Genomic DNA, 19,499 nt, shown 5'->3' on the forward strand with positions numbered 1-19,499 from the left:
GCCCCTGAAGAGCTGGGGCTGCGCCCCGCTCTTTTAGGGGCGCGGGGAACTGCGCGAGCAACCACGAAACACCCGCACACGCCAACGCACCCGAACCCCCGAGCTCTCACGCGGGGGCCGGGTGCGGCAGCGAACCGCGCTCAGTGATTGCGCGGGAAGCCCAGGTCCACGCCCGAGGGGGCGTCGGCCGGGTCGGGCCAGCGGGTGGTGACGACCTTGCCGCGGGTGTAGAAGTGGGTGCCGTCGTTGCCGTAGATGTGGTGGTCGCCGAAGAGGGAGTCCTTCCAGCCACCGAAGGAGTGGTAGCCGACAGGAACCGGGATCGGGACGTTGACGCCGACCATGCCGGCCTCGACCTCCAGCTGGAAGCGGCGGGCGGCACCGCCGTCCCGGGTGAAGATCGCGGTGCCGTTGCCGAACGGCGAGGCGTTGATCAGCGAGATGCCCTCTTCGTAGGTGTCCACGCGCAGCACGCACAGCACCGGGCCGAAGATCTCGTCCTGGTAGGCCTTCGCGGACGTGGGCACCTTGTCGAGCAGCGAGATGCCGATCCAGTGGCCGTCCTCGAAGCCCTCGACCGTGTAGCCGGTGCCGTCCAGCACCACGTCCGCGCCCTCGGCCGCCGCGCCCTCGACGTACGAGGCCACCTTGTCGCGGTGCACCTTGGTGATCAGCGGGCCCATCTCGGACGTCGGGTCGTTGCCGGGGCCGATCTTGATCTTCTCGGCGCGCTCGCGGATCTTGTCCACCAGTTCGTCGCCGATCGCGCCGACCGCGACCACCGCGGAGATGGCCATGCAGCGCTCGCCCGCGGAGCCGTAGGCCGCGGAGACGGCCGCGTCGGCCGCCGCGTCCAGGTCGGCGTCCGGCAGCACCAGCATGTGGTTCTTGGCGCCGCCGAGCGCCTGGACGCGCTTGTGGTTGGCGGCGGCGGTGGTGTGGATGTAGCGGGCGATCGGGGTCGAGCCGACGAAGGAGACGGCCTTGACGTCCGGGTGCTCCAGCAGGCGGTCGACGGCCACCTTGTCGCCGTGCACGACGTTGAAGACGCCGTCGGGCAGGCCGGCCTCGGCGAGCAGCTCGGCGATCTTCAGGGAGGCCGAGGGGTCCTTCTCGGACGGCTTGAGGACGAAGGTGTTGCCGGTGGCGATGGCCATCGGGAACATCCACATCGGCACCATGGCCGGGAAGTTGAACGGCGTGATGCCCGCGACGACACCCAGCGGCTGGCGGATCGAGGCCACGTCCACCCGGCTGGCGACCTGGGTGGACAGCTCGCCCTTGAGCTGCACGTTGATCCCGCAGGCGAGGTCGACGATCTCCAGACCGCGGGCGACCTCGCCGAGCGCGTCGGAGTGCACCTTGCCGTGCTCGGCGGTGATCAGCTCGGCGATGGCGTCCCGGTTGGCGTCCAGCAGCGCGCGGAACCTGAACAGGATCTCCGTGCGCTTGGCCAGCGAGGACTGGCCCCAGGTGGCGAACGCGTCCTTGGCGGCGGCGACCGCCGCGTCGACCTCGTCGACGGTGGCGAACGCGACCTTGGTGGTGACCGCGCCGGTCGCGGGGTCGGTGACCGGCCCGTACGTACCCGACGCGCCTTCGACGGTCTTGCCGCCGATCCAGTGGTTGACGATCTTCGTCATGACCGAGTGCTCCTTCACAGATGGCGGCGTCGGGTAGAGACGTGCCGTTCGTACAGCTCACGGGCCTTCACCGCGGACGCTCGGGTCGCGGTCTCGGCCACAGGTACATCCCACCAGGCCTGCGCCTCGGGCGCGCCCGACACTGTGTCTGAGGTTTCCGTCTCCACGTAGACACATGTGGGAGTGTCCGCGGCGCGCGCCTCGGCGAGGGCGGCGCGGAGGTCTCGTACGGTCTTCGCGCGCAGCACGCGCATACCGAGGCTGGCCACGTTCGCGGCGAGGTCGACGGGCAGCGGGGCGCCCGTGTAGGTGCCGTCGTCGGACTGGAAGCGGTAGGCGGTGCCGAACCGCTCGCCGCCCACCGACTCGGACAGACCGCCGATGGAGGCGTAGCCGTGGTTCTGGATGAGGATCATCTTGACGGCGATCCCCTCCTGCACGGCCGTGACGATCTCCGTCGGCATCATCAGGTAGGTGCCGTCGCCGACCAGCGCCCAGACGGTGCGCTCGGGAGCGGCCATCTTCACCCCGATCGCGGCGGGGATCTCGTACCCCATGCAGGAGTAGCCGTACTCCAGGTGGTACTGGTCCCTGGACCGGGCCCGCCACAGCTTGTGCAGGTCGCCGGGGAGGGAACCGGCCGCGTTGATGATCACGTCCGACTCGTCCACCAGGGCGTCCAGCGCGCCGAGGACCTGCGGCTGGGTCGGGCGTACGTCGATCTCGTCGGCCTCGTAGCAGGCGTCGACGCGCTGTTCCCAGCGCTCCTTGTCGAGGGTGTACTCGCCGAGGTAGGTGTCGCCGACGCGGTGGCCGTGCAGCCTCAGGGCCTCGGTGAGCTCGGTCAGGCCGCTGCGGGCGTCCGCGATCAGCGGCTGCCCGGCGAGCTTGTGGCCGTCGTGGCTCGCGATGTTGAGGTTGAGGAAGCGGACGCCGTCGCCGGTGAACAGGGTGTTCGAGGCGGTGGTGAAGTCGGTGTAGCGGGTGCCGACACCGATCACCAGGTCGGCCTGGCGGGCGAGTTCGTTGGCGGTGGCGGTGCCGGTGTGGCCGACGCCGCCGACGTCCTGCGGGTGGTCGTACCTGAGGGAGCCCTTGCCGGCCTGGGTGGAGGCGACCGGGATGCCGGTGGCCTCGGCGAACTCGGCGAGGGCTTCTTCGGCGCGGCTGTGGTGGACACCGCCGCCCGCGATCACCAGAGGGCTGCGCGCCGCCCTGATCGCCCGTACCGCGTCGGCGAGTTCGGTCGGGTCGGCGCCCGGGCGGCGGACCACCCAGGTGCGCTCGGCGAAGAACTCCTCCGGCCAGTCGTACGCCTCGGCCTGGACGTCCTGCGGGAGGGCGAGGGTCACCGCGCCGGTCTCGACGGGGTCCGTCAGCACGCGCATCGCCTGGAGCGCCGCCGGGATCAGGGCCTCCGGACGGGTCACCCGGTCGAAGTACCTCGACACCGGGCGCAGGCTGTCGTTGACGCTGATGTCGCCCGCGTACGGCACTTCGAGCTGCTGGAGGACCGGGTCGGCGACGCGGGTGGCAAAGGTGTCGCCCGGGAGCAGCAGGACCGGCAGGTGGTTGATGGTCGCGAGGGCCGCGCCGGTGACCAGGTTGGTGGCGCCCGGGCCGATCGACGTCGTCACGGCGTGCGTGGACAGGCGGTTCGACTGGCGGGCATAGCCGACGGCCGCATGCACCATCGACTGCTCGTTGCGGCCCTGGTGGTAGGGCATGTCGGCGCCGTACTCGACGAGCGCCTGGCCGAGGCCGGCCACGTTGCCGTGGCCGAAGATGCCCCAGGTCGCGCTGATCAGCCGCTGTCGGGCACCGTCGCGCTCGGTGTACTGGGCGGCGAGGAAACGCACCAGTGCCTGCGCGACGGTAAGGCGGATCGTCATCGGTAGCCCTCCGTGTGGTCCGGGTGGAAGCAGATCCGCCACTCGCGGTGCTCACCCGGGCCGGCCATGACGTTCAGGTAGTACATGTCGTGGCCGGGCTGGGCGATCGACGGGCCGTGCCAGCCGTCGGGGACGAGGACGGCGTCGCCGGAGCGGACCTCCGCGAGGACGTCCGATCCGCCCTCACGGGAAGGGGATACGCGCTGATAGCCGAATCCGTTCGGGCCGTCGATCTCGAAGTAGTAGATCTCCTCCAGCTCCGCTTCCTCGCCCGGCCGGTTCTCGTCGTGCTTGTGCGGCGGGTAGGAGGACCAGTTGCCGCCGGGGGTGATCACCTCGACGGCGATGAGCCTGTCGCACTCGAAGGCGTCGGCGGAGGCGAAGTTGCGCACGTGGCGCAGCTGGGTGCCGCTGCCGCGCTGTTCCACGGGGACCTCCGGCGCGGGGCCGTAGCGGGCGGGGAGTTGTCGCTCGCACTTCGCTCCTGCCAAAGCAAAGCGGCCACCCGCGCCGGAGGCGATCTGTGCCCGGGTCTGTCGGGGTACGTAGGCGAAGTCGGTGGCTCCGCCGAACACGCTTTCCCGGCCCAGGAGTTGGAACTCTTCGTCACCCGCGTGCACCGTACAACCGCCGTTCAGCGGTACGACGATCCACTCGCTGTCGCCGGCGGCGAAGCTGTGCGTGCCGCCCGGCTCCAGCTCGACGATCCGCAGACTGCAATACGTCCAGCCGGCCCGCTCGGGGTCGATGTCGACGACGTACCCGCCGCCCGTCGTGGCGCCCTTGGGAACGTACAGGTCCTTGCTCATGCGGCCCTCACAGCAGTCCTACGGCGGTGTCCACGGCGGCGGCCACGTCGCCGTCCGCCGGGTACAGCAGCGAACGGCCGACGACCAGGCCGCGGACGGTGGGCAGTTGCAGGGCGCCGCGCCACTTCTCGTACGCGCCGTCCTGGTCGCCGCCGACCTCGCCGCCCAGGAGGACGGCCGGCAGCGTGGAGGTGGCCATGACCTCGGCCATGTCGTCGGGGTTCTCGGTGACCGGCACCTTCAGCCAGGTGTAGGCCGAGCTGCCGCCCAGTCCCGAGGCGATGGCGATCGACTTGGTGACGGCCTCCGCGGAGAGGTCGTTGCCGAGCTTGCCGTCGTCGTCGCGGCGGCTGATGAACGGCTCGACGAAGACCGGCAGCCGCCGCTCGGCCATCGCGTCGATCGCGCGGGCGGTGGATTCCAGGGTGGTCAGGGAGCCCGGGTCGTCGTAGCAGATCCGCAGCAGCAGCTTGCCCGCGTCGAAGCCGAGGCGCTCGATGTCCTCGGGGCGGTGGCCGGTGAAGCGGTCGTCGAGTTCGAAGCTGGCGCCCTGGAGGCCGCCGCGGTTCATGGAGCCCATGACGACCTTGCCGTCGAGGGCGCCGAGCAGGAGCAGGTCGTCGAGGATGTCGGCGGTCGCGAGGACGCCGTCGACACCGGGGCGGCCGAGCGCCAGGACCAGACGCTCCAGCAGGTCGGCGCGGTTGGCCATGGCGAACTTGCGGTCGCCGACCCCGAGGGCGCCGCGGGCCGGGTGGTCGGCGGCGACGATCATCAGCCGGCCGCTCGTGTTGAGCAGCGGCCTGCGGGTGCGCCGGGCGGCGGCCTCCGCTATCGCCTCGGGGTGCTGGGCGCGGACGCGGACGAGTTCCGCGATGTCGATGCTCACTTGACGGCTCCGGCGGCGATCGCGGCCTCGATCTCGTCCGGCGTGGGCATCGCCGAGGAGCACTCCAGCCGGGAGGCGACGATGGCACCGGCCGCGTTGGCGTGCCGCATGATCTTCTCCAGGTTCCAGCCTTCGAGCAGGCCGTGGCAGAGGGAGCCGCCGAACGCGTCACCGGCGCCGAGGCCGTTGAGGACGGTGACGGGCAGGGGCGGGACCTCGGCCTCGTCGCCCTCGCTGTTCACGGCGAGGACGCCCTTGGGGCCCTGCTTCACGACCGCGAGCTCGACGCCCGCGTCCAGCAGCGCCTGGGCGGCGGCACGCGGTTCGCGGACACCGGTGGCGACCTCCACCTCGTCGAGGTTGCCGACCGCGACGGTGGTGTGCTTGAGGGCCTCGGCGTAGAAGGGGCGGGCCGCGTCCGGGTCGCTCCAGAACATGGGGCGCCAGTCGAGGTCGAAGACGGTCGTCCCGGCCTTGGCGCGGTGGGCGAGGGCCGCCAGGGTCGCCGTACGGCTGGGCTCCTCGCTCAGGCCGGTGCCGGTGACCCAGAAGATCCGGGTCTCGCGGATGGCGTCGAGGTCCAGCTCGTGGGCGTCGATCTCCAGGTCGGGCGCCTTGGGGCGGCGGTAGAAGTACAGCGGGAAGTCGTCCGGCGGGAAGATCTCGCAGAAGGTGATCGGGGTCTGGAGGCCGGGAACCGGGGTGACCCAGCGGTCGTCGACGCCGAAGCCGCGCAGCTCCTCGTGCAGATAGGTGCCGAACGGGTCGTCGCCGGTGCGGGTGATCACCGCGGTGCTCCGGCCCAGCCGGGCGGCGGCGACGGCGACGTTCGAGGCGGAACCGCCCAGGAACTTGCCGAAGGACGTCACCTGCGGCAGCGGGACACCGGTCTGGAGTGGATACAGGTCCACACCGATCCGCCCCATGGTGATCAGGTCGTACCCCATCGGCTTCCCTTCGTTTCGGCTCTCCCCGCGTTTGTAGCTCTGTCCGCCGAGCCCTGTCAATGTTTTGTCCAGACATTCGGACCAGACCTTGACAGCGCTCGCCGCTCCCGCCGAAGCTGACCGGCATGACGTCGTTGTCACCTCAGCCCTCACTGTCCCGCATCCGCATCGGGTCGGCGCCCGACTCGTGGGGTGTGTGGTTCCCCGATGACCCCCAGCAGGTCCCCTGGCAGCGCTTCCTCGACGAGGTCGCGCAGTCCGGCTACGAGTGGATCGAGCTGGGGCCGTACGGGTATCTGCCGACCGATCCCACCGTCCTCACCGAGGAGACCTCCCGGCGCGGCCTGAAGGTGTCGGCCGGCACGGTCTTCACCGGGCTGCACCACGGCGAGTCCGTGTGGGAGAAGACCTGGGCGCACGTCGCGGACAACGCGGTGCTGGCCCAGGCGATGGGGGCCGAGCACCTCGTCGTCATCCCGTCCTTCTGGCGGGACGACAAGACCGGCGCCGTGCTGGAGCCGGACACGCTCACGCCCGAGCAGTGGCGCGATCTCGCCTCGCTGACCGAGCGGCTGGGGCAGCGGGTGCGGGAGGAGTACGGGCTTCGGATCGTGGTCCATCCGCACGCCGACACCCACATCGACAGCGAGGAGAACGTGGTCCGCTTCCTGGACGCCACGGACTCCGACCTGGTGTCGCTGTGCCTGGACACCGGGCACTACGCCTATTGCGGCGGCGACAGCGTGAAGCTGATCGAGACGTACGGGTCGCGGATCGGGTACCTGCACCTCAAGCAGGTGGATCCGGAGATCCTCGCGGACGTGCGGGCCAAGGGGACGCCGTTCGGGCCGGCCGTGGCGCAGGGCGTGATGTGCGAGCCGCCGAAGGGTGTGCCGGAGCTGGGGCCCGTGCTGTCGGCCGCGCAGAAGCTGGGCGTGGAGCTGTTCGCGATCGTCGAGCAGGACATGTATCCGTGCGAGCCGGACGCTCCGCTGCCGATCGCGATGCGGACGCGGGCGTTTTTGAGGTCGTGCGGGGCGTAGAGGTTGCCTACGGGGGTGGCGGGTTCTGTACGTCGGCGAGTGCGGCTTGTACGTGGCTTGTCGCGCAGTTCCCCGCGCCCCTGGGTGGGTCCGGACCATCCGGGTGTCAACACGCCCCGCCCATGAGCCCGCGTGCGCCTTTGCGTCACCTCTGTCACAAACGCCCCCTTCGTGTCACACATGTCGCGTGTACGCGGGTGCTGCGTCACACCCGGCGCACAGCCCCTGCCCTGCCCCGACCCGGCGTCGTTCACGGGGCACAGGCTTTGTGATCGCCAGCGCAGCGCCCGGTACCCCCGACGGCCGTTCCCGGCCGCCGCCGCGGTGCGCGCGGGGAGGTGCACCTCATGACCGACCGAAGGCTCTGGTCCTACAAGGAGATCGCGGCGCACATCCGTGTACAGCCGGACACCGTGCGGTCGTACCGCAAGCACGGGCTGCTGCCGCCACCCGACCACGTCGAGAGCGGCAAACCCTTCTGGTACGCCGACACCGTCCGGGCCTGGGTGGCGTCCCGCCCGGGCAACCGAGGCCGAAGAGAGAGCTGATCGGCGGGAAATCCAGTGGTGCCCCACCTCCGCGTGGGGCACCGTCGGTCCAAGGCCGACCCGTTGCAGGCCCGGTCAGTTCCAGGGCTCGATGACCGTCACCCCCGCTCCCGGTGCCGTCCCCATCGCCGCCAGGGCGGCCGGGGCGGCGTCCAGGGGGATCGTGGAGGTGACCAGGAGGTCGGGGCGCAGGACGCCCGCCCGGACCAGTTCCAGCATCGGCGGGTAGGTGTGGGCGGCCATGCCGTGGCTGCCGAGGAGTTCGAGCTCCAGGGCGATCGCGCGGGCCATCGGGACCGGGGTGGTGCCGTCCGGGGAGGGCAGCAGCCCGACCTGGACGTGGCGGCCCCGGCGGCGCAGGCCGTTCACCGAGGCCGCGCAGGTGACCGGTGAGCCGAGGGCGTCCAGGGAGAGGTGGGCACCGCCGCCGGTCAGGTCGCGGACCGCCGCCGCGGTGTCCGTGAGCGTGTCCGTGGGCTTCGAGGCGTCTACACACTCGACCGCCCCGAACTTCCGCGCCAGGTCGAGCGCCCCGGGCGACACGTCGACGGCCACCACCCGCGCCCCCGAGGCCGCCGCGATCATCACCGCGGACAGGCCGACGCCTCCGCAGCCGTGCACCGCCACCCACTCCCCCGCCGCCACCCGGCCCTGCTGCACCACCGCGCGGAACGCCGTGGCGAACCGGCAGCCGAGCGAGGCCGCGGTGGCGGACGACATGTCGTCGGGGACCGCGACGAGGTTCACGTCGGCGTGGTCCAGCGCCACGTACTGGGCGAAGGAGCCCCAGTGCGTGAAGCCGGGCTGGGTCTGCCGCTCGCAGATCTGGTGGTCGCCGGCCGCGCACGCCGGGCAGGTTCCGCAGGCGCACACGAAGGGGACGGTGACCCGGTCACCGGGCTGCCAGCGGCTCACGCGGGCGCCGACGGCCTCCACCACACCGGCGAGTTCGTGCCCCGGCACGTGCGGCAGCGCGATGTCCGGGTCGTGTCCCTGCCAGCCGTGCCAGTCGCTGCGGCAGAGGCCGGTCGCCTCGACCCGTACGACCACCCCGTGGTCGGCCGGTCGCGGGTCGGGCACCTCACGCACCGCGGCCTGCTCCCCGTACCGCTCGAACACCACTGCCCGCATGTGCGCTCCCTCGCCGTGTGGCCCGGACCTCATCATGGAAAGCGTCGCGGGCCTTTCTTGGATCCATACCCCCTAGGGGTATAGTGTGGAGATACGGAGGCCCCACTGTGGGTCACGGCTGTGGGCCCCGACCGCCCCACCTGCATCCACCCTGCATTCACTAGGAGAACGAGATGAGCGCTCAGACCGAGACCGCGGGTTCCGTCACCACTGTCTACAAGGTGAGCGGGATGAGCTGCGGGCACTGCGAGGGAGCCGTCTCCGGTGAGATCGCCGAGATCGCCGGTGTCGGCTCGGTGAAGGCCGTCGCGTCCACCGGCGAGGTCACGGTGGTGTCGGCGGCACCGCTGAACGAGGAAGCGGTGCGGTCCGCCGTGGACGAGGCCGGGTTCGAGCTCGTCGGCAAGGCCTGAACGGCCGCCGCCGGTCCACCGGACGGTGACCGGCGGTCTCGAACTGCGGGCATTCCGATGACGGACCCCTCTGGAGTCCGGCGCCGCACTCACATAAGCTCTTCACAAGGCTCGCGCATCATCCTTACGCTTGGGTCTCGTTCGCCATACCTGGGCTCTTGCGCATCTATCGGACATATGCAAGAGACGCAGATCACAGTGATGTGAACGTAACCATCGAAGGGGTTCGAAGGTCTAAGTTGACGATGTCAGGCAGCGTCTTGGGGGGCGCTTCCTGGCATCTGGAGATGTCTTGGGGGACTTCTCCAGAGATGCGTTGCCGGGGCACGTACACCGGGGAGCTTTGAGCGGCCCTCCCAGCGTGCGCTGTCCCGGCAGATCGCACACAGGTAGTAGTACGAGCAATTTTGCTCGTTCTGCTCAACGGCAGTACCGAGCAGTTCGGCAACACAGCGATTCAGGCGCTGGTTCTCACAGACGCCCGGCCGGATCCCGTGGGGGGAATCCGCACCGGGACATGGGAAGGCGCCCTGGTTCGTCGGCCCGTGGGGGGACCGGCGCTGGGGCGCCTTCCGTCATTCCGGTCACCTGTCGCCGCGCGACCGTGCGCCTCGCCTTCGCGCCTCGCGACACACCGGGACACACGAAAGCCCCGCACCCGACCGGAGTCGGACACGGGGCCCAGGTGTACGGCTCAGCGCTCCTCGACCGGGACGAAGTCCCGCTCGACGACGCCGGTGTAGATCTGGCGCGGGCGGCCGATGCGGGAACCCGGCTCCTTGATCATCTCGTGCCACTGGGCGATCCAGCCCGGCAGGCGGCCGAGGGCGAACAGGACCGTGAACATCTCGGTCGGGAAGCCCATGGCCCGGTAGATCAGACCGGTGTAGAAGTCGACGTTCGGGTAGAGGCTGCGCGAGACGAAGTAGTCGTCGGAGAGCGCGTGCTCCTCCAGCTTCAGCGCGATGTCCAGCAGCTCGTCGGACTTGCCGAGGGCCGAGAGGACGTCGTGCGCGGCGGCCTTGATGATCTTGGCGCGCGGGTCGAAGTTCTTGTAGACCCGGTGGCCGAAGCCCATCAGCCGGACGCCGTCCTCCTTATTCTTCACCTTGCGGATGAAGGAGTCGACGTCACCGCCGGAGGCCTGGATGCCCTCCAGCATCTCCAGCACCGACTGGTTGGCACCGCCGTGCAGCGGGCCCCACAGCGCGTTGATGCCGGCGGAGATCGACGCGAACATGTTCGCCTGGGACGAGCCGACGAGGCGGACCGTGGAGGTCGAACAGTTCTGCTCGTGGTCGGCGTGCAGGATCAGCAGCTTGTCGAGAGCGGAGACCACGACCGGGTCGGGCTCGTACTCCTGCGCCGGGACCGAGAAGGTCATGCGGAGGAAGTTCTCGACGTAACCGAGGTCGTTGCGCGGGTAGACGAACGGGTGACCGATCGACTTCTTGTACGCGTAGGCCGCGATCGTCGGGAGCTTGGCGAGCAGACGGATCGTCGAGAGGTTGCGCTGCTTCTCGTCGAAGGGGTTGTGGCTGTCCTGGTAGAACGTGGACAGCGCGGAGACCACCGACGACAGCATGGCCATCGGGTGGGCGTCGCGCGGGAAGCCACGGTAGAAGTTCTTGACGTCCTCGTGCAGCAGGGTGTGCTGCGTGATGTCGTTCTTGAACACGGCAAGCTCGTCGACGGTCGGAAGCTCGCCGTTGATCAGCAGATAGGCGACCTCCAGGAACGTGGAGCGCTCGGCCAGCTGCTCGATCGGGTAGCCGCGGTACCGGAGGATGCCGGCCTCGCCGTCGAGGTAGGTGATGGCGGATTTATAGGCGGCGGTGTTGCCGTAGCCGCTGTCCAGGGTGACCAGACCGGTCTGGGCGCGCAGCTTCCCGATGTCGAAGCCCTTGTCGCCGACGGTGCTGTCGATCACCGGGTAGGTGTACTCGCCATCGCCGTACCGCACTACTACAGAGTTGTCGCTCACGTCATCCCTCACCGACGTTGTGCCTCTTCTTCGAGGTTGCCCTGACTGTCTCTACCATCCCCCATTTGGCGCAGGAGAGTGCACTCGGGGTCGGCCGTTGGGCTTATCGGCGGCACTGAGTGCCGCCAACTTGTTCATCCTGCCCCTCTCCTACCCGCTTCCGGAAGGGCTCTGTGACCCACATGACTCATTTGATCGATCATTTTTTGTGATGCCTCACCTCAATGCCTTCACAGACCCGCGAGCCGGAAGTCCAGTGCCGTGCAGCGCCGCCCCGCCGACACCGTGCGCACCGCCTGGCCGATCGCCTTGCGGGAACCGACGAGGACGACCAGCTTCTTGGCGCGGGTGACCGCCGTGTACAGCAAATTCCGTTGAAGCATCATCCAGGCGCTGGTGGTGACCGGGATCACCACGGCCGGATACTCGCTGCCCTGGGAACGGTGGATGGTCACCGCGTACGCGTGGGCCAGTTCGTCCAGCTCGTCGAACTCGTACGCCACCTCCTCGTCCTCGTCGGTCAGCACCGTCAGGCGCTGGTCGACCGGGTCGAGCGAGGTGACCACGCCCACGGTGCCGTTGAAGACACCGTTGGTGCCCTTCTCGTAATTGTTGCGAATCTGGGTGACCTTGTCGCCGACCCGGAAGACCCGGCCGCCGAAGCGTTTCTCGGGCACGTCCGGGCGGCCCGGGGTGACGGCCTGCTGAAGCAGTCCGTTGAGGGTGCCGGCGCCCGCGGGGCCCCGGTGCATGGGGGCGAGCACCTGGACGTCCCGGCGCGGGTCGAGGCCGAACTTGGCCGGAACCCGACGGGCCGCCACGTCCACGGTGAGCCGGCCGACCTCCTCGGTGTCGTCCTCGACGAACAGGAAGAAGTCCTTCATGCCGTCGGTGACGGGGTGCTGTCCCGCGTTGATCCGGTGGGCGTTCGTCACCACACCCGACTGCTGGGCCTGGCGGAAGACCCGGGTGAGGCGTACGGCGGGGACGGGGCCGCCGTCGGCGAGCAGGTCACGCAGCACCTCGCCGGCGCCGACGCTGGGGAGTTGGTCGACGTCCCCGACGAAGAGCAGGTGGGCGCCCGGGGGTACGGCCTTCACCAGTTTGTTGGCGAGCAGCAGGTCCAGCATGGACGCCTCGTCGACCACCACCAGGTCGGCGTCGAGCGGGCGGTCCTTGTCGTAGGCCGCGTCGCCGCCGGGCTTGAGCTCCAGGAGGCGGTGGACGGTGGAGGCGTCGGCACCGGTGAGTTCGGCCAGGCGCTTGGCGGCGCGGCCGGTGGGGGCGGCGAGGACGACCTTGGCCTTCTTGGCGCGGGCCAGCTCCACGATCGAGCGGACGGTGAAGGACTTGCCGCAACCGGGGCCGCCGGTGAGCACGGCGACCTTCTCGGTCAGCGCGAGCCTGACGGCGGCCTCCTGTTCGGGGGCGAGCTCGGTCCCGGTGCGGGTCTTCAGCCAGCCGAGCGCCTTGTCCCAGTCCACGTCCCGGAACCCCGGCATCCGGTCCTGGTCGGTGCGCAGCAGACGCATCAGCTGGGCGGAGAGGGAGAGTTCGGCACGGTGGAAAGGGACGAGGTAGACCGCGGTGACCGGTTCGCCGTGCTCTCCGGGGAGCTTCTCCCGTACGACCCCGGGATCGCCGGACTCCTCGTCCGGCAGGGCGAGTTCGGCGAGGCACTCGATGACCAGGCCGGTGTCGACCTGGAGGAGCTTGACCGCGTCCGCGATCAGCTGCTCCTCGGGGAGGTAGCAGTGGCCCTGATCGGTGGACTGCGAAAGGGCGTACTGGAGGCCCGCCTTGACGCGCTCCGGGCTGTCGTGCGGGATGCCGACGGACTGGGCGATCTTGTCGGCGGTGAGGAAGCCGATGCCCCAGACATCCGCGGCGAGCCGGTAGGGCCGGTTCTTCACCACGGAGATCGAGGCGTCGCCGTACTTCTTGTAGATGCGGACCGCGATCGACGTGGACACCTCGACGGTCTGGAGGAAGAGCATGACCTCCTTGATCGCCTTCTGTTCCTCCCAGGCGTCGGCGATCTTCTTCGTCCGCTTGGGGCCGAGGCCGGGCACCTCGACGAGCCGCTTGGGCTCCTCCTCGATGATCTGGAGGGTGTCCAGGCCGAAGTGCTGGGTGATGCGGTCGGCGAAGACGGGCCCGATGCCCTTGACCAGCCCCGAGCCGAGGTAGCGGCGGATGCCCTGGACGGTGGCCGGCAGGACCGTCGTGTAGTTCTCCACGGTGAACTGCTTGCCGTACTGCGGATGGGAGCCCCAACGGCCCTCCATCCGCAGGGACTCGCCGACCTGGGCACCGAGCAGCGCGCCGACGACGGTCAGCAGGTCTCCGCCACCGCGTCCGGTGTCGACCCGGGCGACCGTGTAGCCGTTCTCCTCGTTGGCGTACGTGATCCGCTCCAGCACACCTTCGAGCACGGCGAGCCGCCGCTCCTCGTCCCCCTGACTCCCCGCCTGACTGGACATGATCCGACAGTACCGGCGGGGTGTGACAGCGGGCGGGACACCTGGGCGGCCCGGCCCCCTCCGAGGTCGGGAGCGGGTGCCGAGCGGGTGCCGCGACGTGTCCCGGAACGCCTATCCCGCCTGGGACTTGACGTGGTTGATCACCTTCTCGAAGTCCTCGGTCGGGGAGAACTCCACGAACTCGCAGTCCTCCACGGCCACGGGGACATGGCCGGGCGCCCAGTAGTACGCCTGGCCGGCCTCGTAGTACTCCTCGCCGTCGGCCGTCAGCATCCGCAGCCGGCCCTTGAGCAGGTAGCCCCAGTGCGGGCACTGGCAGGCGTCGCCGTCGAGGCCCTTGAGCGCGGGCCCCATGTCGGTGCCCTCCGGCAGGGTGACGTAGCCGACGGACATGCCGCCGCCCATGGGCTGGATGCGCAGTTCCACGCCGTCGCCGGCGAGGGCGACGGGTACGTCGTTGCGGGTCGCCGCCGTCATGACTCCTCCACTCCGGCCCCTCGGGGCCTTGAGGAAACCCCCGTGGCACTCCTGTACCTCCAGCCTGATCCGCCCCGGCGTACTCCGCTACCTCACGACCCGGTCCCAGGGGCGCGCAGACACCGACAGGCCGCGGTGGCGAGCACCGCGGCCTGTGGGCGGACAGTTCCGGACCGGCTCCGGGTCAGTGGTCAGTGGTCAGTGGTCGGTCCCGGGTCAGCTCTTGGTCTCCCAGTACTTCCAGCCCGTCGAGGACGTCGGCAGGACGGCCGTGCCCTTGGTGGTGTCGTGCGTGAACTGGTGCACGACGGTCACGGTCACACTGGCGGTGACCGACGCGCTGACCGTCACCTTCGCCTTCGCGACGATGGCCTTGACGCTGACGTCGGTGCCGGCGGAGGCGGTGGGTGCCGTTCCACCAGGACTTGAGAAGTAGTTCTTCTTGCTGGTGGTCGTGTACGTCGTGGAAGGGCGCTTCGGGTCCTTCACGGTCACGGCGTCGGCCGGTTCGGCAGCCAGACACGAGAACACCACTCCTGCCGCGACGACACCCGCGGTGCGCCGAGCAGCGCACATGAGCAAACGATCTTCCTTGCCCGGCCCCGCGACGACTCCCCGGCGGCGGCCTCATCACGATCCGGTCTCAGGGGCTTGCGTCCGGGGCGTGTAATCGATTCCAATCCTCTCCGTAGGTATCGGTGTAATCGATTCCACGAACGATCCACAAGGAGGTGGAGCGGCGATGGCGAGCATCAAGGACGTCGCTGCCGAGGCGGGCGTTTCCGTCGCCACGGTCTCGCGTGTCCTGAACGACCATCCGTCGGTCAGCGCGGAGGCACGCACGCGCGTGCTGGCCGCCGTCGAGGCGCTGGGCTACCGCCCGAACGCCGTCGCCCGCTCCCTGCGCACCGACCAGACCCACACCCTCGGCCTGGTCATCAGCGACGTGATGAACCCCTACTTCACCGAGCTGGCCCGCTCCGTCGAGGAGGAGGCCCGCGCGCTGGGCTACAGCGTCATCATCGGCAACGCCGACGAGCGGCCCGACCTCCAGGACCATCACGTACGGAACCTGCTGGACCGCCGTATCGACGGACTCCTCGTCTCCCCCACCGACGGCGGCTCCCCGCTGATGCTGGACGCCGCACGGGCCGGGACGCCGATGGTGTTCGTGGACCGGTGGATCCCGGGCGTGGACGTGCCGGTGGTGCGCGCGGACGGGCGGGAGGCCGTGCGGGATCTCGTGGCCCATCTGCACGGGCTGGGGCACCGCAGGCTCGCCATCATCGCGGGACCCGCCGCCACCACGACCGGCCAGGAGCGGGTGGCGGCCTTCCGGGAGGCGCTGCACGCCTGCGGTCTCGACCTGCCCGACGTCTACATCGGACAGGGCGACTTCCAGGCCGACAGCGGACGCCGGGTCACCGAGGGCTTCCTCGACCTGCCCGAGCCGCCCGAGGTCGTGTTCGCGGCCGACAACCTGATGGCGCTCGGCGCGCTGGACGCCGTACGCGCGCGCGGGATGCGCGTCCCGGACGACATCGCGCTGGCCGCGTTCGACGACATCCCCTGGTTCGTGCACACCGATCCGCCGATCACCGCGATCGCCCAGCCCACGGGCGAGCTGGGGCGCGCCGCCGTGCGCGCGCTGGTGGACCGCATCGAGGGACGGCCCCCCGAGCCCGTCACCCTCCCCGCCCGTCTCGTCGTACGTCGTTCGTGCGGCGAGGACGCCACCGAGAACAGGAGTAAGCCGTGAGCGACCCGGACGAGTTGCTGCGCATCGAGGGCATACGGAAGACCTTCCCGGGCGTGGTCGCGCTGGACGGCGTGGACTTCGGTCTGCGCCGCGGCGAGGTGCATGTGCTGCTCGGTGAGAACGGCGCGGGCAAGAGCACGCTCATCAAGATGCTCTCCGGCGCCTACACACCCGACGCCGGGCGGATCCTGGTCGACGGCGAGGAGACGCGCATCCACGGCGCGCAGGACTCCGAACGCCTCGGGATCGCCACCATCTACCAGGAGTTCAACCTCGTCCCCGACCTCACGGTCGCCGAGAACATCTTCCTGGGCCGGCAGCCGCGCCGCTTCGGCGTGATCGACCGCAAGAGGATGGAGGCCGACGCCGAGGTCCTGCTCGCGCGGGTGGGTGTGAACGTCTCGCCCCGCGCGCGGGTGCGTGAACTCGGTATCGCGCGCCTCCAGATGGTCGAGATCGCCAAGGCGCTGAGTCTGAACGCGCGCGTGCTGATCATGGACGAGCCGACCGCCGTGCTCACCTCCGAGGAGGTGGACAAGCTCTTCGCGATCGTGCGCACGCTGCGCGAGGACGGCGTCGGCATCGTGTTCATCACGCACCATCTGGAGGAGATCGCCGCCCTGGGCGACCGGGTCACGGTCATCCGGGACGGGAAGTCCGTCGGAGAGGTCCCGGCCTCCACCTCCGAGGACGAGCTCGTCCGCCTGATGGTGGGCCGCTCGATCGAGCAGCAGTACCCGCGCGAACGGGCCGACACCGGTGCCGCGTTGCTCTCCGTCGAGGGCCTGACCCGCGACGGTGTCTTCCACGACATCAGCTTCGAGGTGCACGCCGGTGAGGTCGTCGGCATCGCGGGGCTCGTCGGGGCGGGCCGTACGGAGGTGGTGCGGGCGGTCTTCGGGGCCGACCCGTACGACAGGGGCACGGTGAAGGTCTCCGGGGCGCCCCTGAAGGGACATGACGTCACCTCCGCCATGGCGGCCGGCATCGGGCTCATCCCCGAGGACCGCAAGGGCCAGGGGCTGGTGCTCGACCAGTCCGTCGAGGAGAACCTCGGGCTGGTGACCATGCGGTCGGCCACCCGCGGCGGAATCGTCGACCTCAAGGGCCAGCGTGAGGCGGCCGCGCGGATCGCCGGGCAGCTCGGCGTGCGGATGGCCGGTCTCGGCCAGCACGTGCGGACCCTGTCCGGCGGCAACCAGCAGAAGGTCGTCATCGGCAAGTGGCTGCTCGCCGACACCAGGGTGCTCATCCTCGACGAGCCGACGCGCGGGATCGACGTCGGCGCCAAGGTCGAGATCTACCAGCTCGTCAACGAACTCACCGCGGCCGGTGCGGCCGTCCTGATGATCTCCAGCGACCTTCCCGAGGTGCTCGGCATGAGCGACCGGGTGCTGGTGATGGCCCAGGGCCGGATCGCGGGCGAACTCTCCGCCGACGAGGCCACGCAGGACGCCGTGATGGCACTCGCCGTCAGCACGAACACAGTGAAGAACCAGAAGGAGGCCCCCCGTGGCCACTGACACGCTCAAGAGCACGACGGGCGCGGGTGGCGCCTCGGGGCTGCGCCGGCTCCTGCTCGACAACGGCGCGCTCACCGCGCTGATCGTCCTCGTCGTCGCGCTGTCGGCGCTGTCGGGGAACTTCCTGACGGCCGACAACCTCCTCAACATCGGCGTCCAGGCCGCCGTGACGGCCATTCTCGCCTTCGGCGTCACCTTCGTGATCGTCTCGGCGGGCATCGACCTGTCGGTCGGCTCGGTGGCCGCCCTCTCCGCGACCGTGCTGGCCTGGAGCGCCGCCGACCACGGTGTCCCGGTCGCCCTCGCGGTGGTCCTGGCGGTCGTCGTCGGCATCGCGGCCGGGCTGGTCAACGGTTTCCTGATCGCCTACGGCAAGCTGCCGCCGTTCATCGCGACGCTCGCCATGCTGTCGGTGGGCCGCGGTCTGTCCCTGGTGATCTCCGGCGGCAACCCGATCCCCTTCCCCGACTCGGTCTCCCACCTCGGCGACACCCTCGGCGACTGGCTGCCGGTACCGGTGCTGGTCATGATCGTCATGGGGCTCGTCGCGGCCTTCGTGCTCGGAAAGACGTACATCGGCCGGTCCATGTACGCGATCGGCGGCAACGAGGAGGCCGCACGCCTGTCCGGGCTGCGGGTGTCCCGGCAGAAGCTGGTCGTCTACGCCCTGTCGGGCCTGTTCGCGGCTGTCGCCGGCATCGTGCTGGCGGCCCGGCTCTCCTCGGCGCAGCCGCAGGCCGCCAACGGCTACGAGCTGGACGCGATCGCCGCGGTCGTCATCGGCGGTGCCTCACTCGCGGGCGGCACCGGCAAGGCGTCCGGCACGCTGATCGGCGCGCTGATCCTGGCGGTGCTGCGCAACGGCCTCAACCTGCTCAACGTGTCCACCTTCTGGCAGCAGGTCGTGATCGGTGTCGTCATCGCGCTGGCGGTGCTGCTGGACACGGTGCGCCGCAAGGCGGGCGCGACGACCCCGGTGGCCTCGGGCCTCGGCGGCGGTGGCAAGGGCAGGCAGGCGGCGACGTACGGGCTCGCGGCCGTGGTGACCGTGGCCGTCATCGGCGCGACCTCGCTGCTGCACAACGGCGGTTCGGGCTCGACGACCCCGAGGGTGGGGCTCGCCATCTCCACGCTGAACAACCCCTTCTATGTGTCGCTGCGGGCGGGCGCCCAGGCCGAGGCGAAGAAACTGGGGGTGGACCTCACCGTCACCGACGCCCAGAACGACGCGTCGCAGCAGGCCAACCAGCTCCAGAACTTCACCAGTTCGGGGCTCGACGTGATCATCGTCAACGCCGTCGACTCGGACGCCGTCAGCCCGGCGGCGAAGGCCGTGAACAAGACCGGCACCCCGCTGATCGCCGTCGACCGCTCGGTGAACAACGCGGACAGCGTGTCGTTCGTCGCCTCGGACAACGTCACCGGCGGCAAGCTCGCGGCCAGGGAACTCGCCGAGAAGCTGGGCGGCCGGGGCAGGATCGCGATCCTCCAGGGCATGGCCGGCACCTCCGCCAGCCGGGAGCGCGGCGCGGGCTTCGCCGAGGGGCTGAAGGCCTACCCGGGCATCAAGGTGGTCGCCAGGCAGCCCGCCGACTGGGACCGCACCAAGGGCCTGGACGTCATGACCAACCTGATGCAGGCCCACCCGGACATCGACGGTGTCTTCGCGGAGAACGACGAGATGGCGCTCGGCGCGATCAAGGCGCTGGGTGCCAAGGCCGGCAAGTCCGTCCAGGTCATCGGCTTCGACGGAACCGCGGACGGCCTGACGGCCGTCAAGGCGGGCACGCTGTACGCGTCGGTGGCGCAGCAGCCGACGGAACTCGGCCGGATCGCGGTACAGAACGCTGTCAAAACGGCCGAGGACGAGAAGGTCGCGAAGTCGGTGATGGTGCCGGTGAAGGTGGTGACGAAGGAGAACGTGGCCGGCTTCACGGGCTGAGACGTGAGGGGCGGGC

At 70.0% G+C, this 19,499-nt stretch carries 16 protein-coding genes; 6 read left to right on the top strand and 10 right to left on the bottom strand.

Going from position 1 to position 19,499, the window contains the following annotated elements:
- Nucleotides 1–140 precede the first annotated feature (140 nt).
- Genes mmsA through iolC form a run of 5 tightly spaced genes read right to left on the bottom strand, consistent with a single transcriptional unit; the run spans nucleotide 141 to nucleotide 6,180 of the window.
- Nucleotides 141–1,643, bottom strand: coding sequence for a CoA-acylating methylmalonate-semialdehyde dehydrogenase (gene mmsA, locus SLINC_RS16505; RefSeq protein WP_067432992.1), 1,503 nt, complete (start codon nucleotides 1,641–1,643; stop codon nucleotides 141–143).
- Nucleotides 1,644–1,657: 14 nt separating this feature from the next.
- A complete protein-coding gene (iolD, locus tag SLINC_RS16510; protein WP_067432993.1) occupies nucleotides 1,658–3,535 on the bottom strand; it encodes a 3D-(3,5/4)-trihydroxycyclohexane-1,2-dione acylhydrolase (decyclizing) in 1,878 nt (625 codons plus the stop codon).
- Nucleotides 3,532–4,344 (bottom strand): 5-deoxy-glucuronate isomerase, encoded by an 813-nt coding sequence (gene iolB, locus SLINC_RS16515; protein WP_067433003.1) that lies wholly within the window; start codon nucleotides 4,342–4,344, stop codon nucleotides 3,532–3,534. Before iolB ends, iolD begins: the two co-directional genes overlap by 4 nt.
- Nucleotides 4,345–4,351: 7 nt before the next feature.
- Nucleotides 4,352–5,233 (bottom strand): Cgl0159 family (beta/alpha)8-fold protein, encoded by an 882-nt coding sequence (locus SLINC_RS16520; protein WP_067433006.1) that lies wholly within the window; start codon nucleotides 5,231–5,233, stop codon nucleotides 4,352–4,354.
- Nucleotides 5,230–6,180 carry a 5-dehydro-2-deoxygluconokinase gene (gene iolC / locus SLINC_RS16525; protein WP_067433009.1) on the bottom strand — a complete coding sequence of 317 codons (951 nt, stop codon included), beginning with the start codon at nucleotides 6,178–6,180 and terminating at the stop codon, nucleotides 5,230–5,232. Before iolC ends, SLINC_RS16520 begins: the two co-directional genes overlap by 4 nt.
- 125 nt (nucleotides 6,181–6,305) lie before the next feature.
- Between iolC and SLINC_RS16530 the strand changes: the two genes are divergently transcribed.
- Both SLINC_RS16530 and SLINC_RS16535 read left to right on the top strand, forming a co-directional pair.
- A complete protein-coding gene (locus tag SLINC_RS16530) occupies nucleotides 6,306–7,223 on the top strand; it encodes a sugar phosphate isomerase/epimerase family protein (RefSeq protein ID WP_067433019.1) in 918 nt (305 codons plus the stop codon).
- Nucleotides 7,224–7,570: 347 nt separating this feature from the next.
- Nucleotides 7,571–7,771 carry a helix-turn-helix transcriptional regulator gene (locus SLINC_RS16535; protein ID WP_067433023.1) on the top strand — a complete coding sequence of 67 codons (201 nt, stop codon included), beginning with the start codon at nucleotides 7,571–7,573 and terminating at the stop codon, nucleotides 7,769–7,771.
- Nucleotides 7,772–7,846: 75 nt separating this feature from the next.
- On the opposite strand, the gene SLINC_RS16540 is transcribed toward SLINC_RS16535, so the two are convergent.
- Nucleotides 7,847–8,902, bottom strand: a complete 1,056-nt coding sequence (locus SLINC_RS16540) for a zinc-dependent alcohol dehydrogenase family protein (protein ID WP_067433026.1) — start codon at nucleotides 8,900–8,902, stop codon at nucleotides 7,847–7,849.
- 173 nt (nucleotides 8,903–9,075) lie between these two features.
- On the opposite strand from SLINC_RS16540, the gene SLINC_RS16545 reads away from it, so the two are divergent.
- Nucleotides 9,076–9,315, top strand: a complete 240-nt coding sequence (locus tag SLINC_RS16545; RefSeq protein WP_067433029.1) for a heavy-metal-associated domain-containing protein — start codon at nucleotides 9,076–9,078, stop codon at nucleotides 9,313–9,315.
- Nucleotides 9,316–10,009: 694 nt separating this feature from the next.
- On the opposite strand, the gene SLINC_RS16550 is transcribed toward SLINC_RS16545, so the two are convergent.
- The 4 genes from SLINC_RS16550 to SLINC_RS16565 form a co-directional block, all read right to left on the bottom strand.
- Complete coding sequence (locus SLINC_RS16550) at nucleotides 10,010–11,299, bottom strand: citrate synthase (RefSeq protein ID WP_067433031.1); 1,290 nt, start codon at nucleotides 11,297–11,299, stop codon at nucleotides 10,010–10,012.
- A gap of 230 nt (nucleotides 11,300–11,529) precedes the next feature.
- On the bottom strand, nucleotides 11,530–13,782 hold the full coding sequence (recD2, locus tag SLINC_RS16555; protein ID WP_067433035.1) for an SF1B family DNA helicase RecD2: 2,253 nt from the start codon (nucleotides 13,780–13,782) through the stop codon (nucleotides 11,530–11,532).
- Between the two features lie 111 nt (nucleotides 13,783–13,893).
- On the bottom strand, nucleotides 13,894–14,259 hold the full coding sequence (locus SLINC_RS16560; protein ID WP_067433038.1) for a cupin domain-containing protein: 366 nt from the start codon (nucleotides 14,257–14,259) through the stop codon (nucleotides 13,894–13,896).
- 216 nt (nucleotides 14,260–14,475) lie between these two features.
- A complete protein-coding gene (locus SLINC_RS16565; RefSeq protein ID WP_225988405.1) occupies nucleotides 14,476–14,835 on the bottom strand; it encodes a hypothetical protein in 360 nt (119 codons plus the stop codon).
- A 166-nt stretch (nucleotides 14,836–15,001) separates the two neighbouring features.
- Here SLINC_RS16565 and SLINC_RS16570 point away from each other — a divergent pair, with 166 nt between their 5' ends.
- From SLINC_RS16570 to SLINC_RS16580, 3 genes are read left to right on the top strand one after another with little or no spacing between them, the layout of a single operon-like run.
- Entirely contained in the window at nucleotides 15,002–16,018 is a 1,017-nt protein-coding gene (locus SLINC_RS16570; protein ID WP_067433044.1) for a LacI family DNA-binding transcriptional regulator, read from the top strand.
- Complete coding sequence (locus tag SLINC_RS16575) at nucleotides 16,015–17,541, top strand: sugar ABC transporter ATP-binding protein (RefSeq protein ID WP_067433047.1); 1,527 nt, start codon at nucleotides 16,015–16,017, stop codon at nucleotides 17,539–17,541. The genes SLINC_RS16570 and SLINC_RS16575 overlap by 4 nt, the downstream gene beginning before the upstream one ends.
- Nucleotides 17,531–19,483 (top strand): ABC transporter permease/substrate-binding protein, encoded by a 1,953-nt coding sequence (locus SLINC_RS16580; protein WP_067433050.1) that lies wholly within the window; start codon nucleotides 17,531–17,533, stop codon nucleotides 19,481–19,483. Before SLINC_RS16575 ends, SLINC_RS16580 begins: the two co-directional genes overlap by 11 nt.
- Nucleotides 19,484–19,499 lie beyond the last annotated feature (16 nt).

The organism is Streptomyces lincolnensis, assembly GCF_001685355.1.
GTDB classification, from domain to species: domain Bacteria; phylum Actinomycetota; class Actinomycetes; order Streptomycetales; family Streptomycetaceae; genus Streptomyces; species Streptomyces lincolnensis.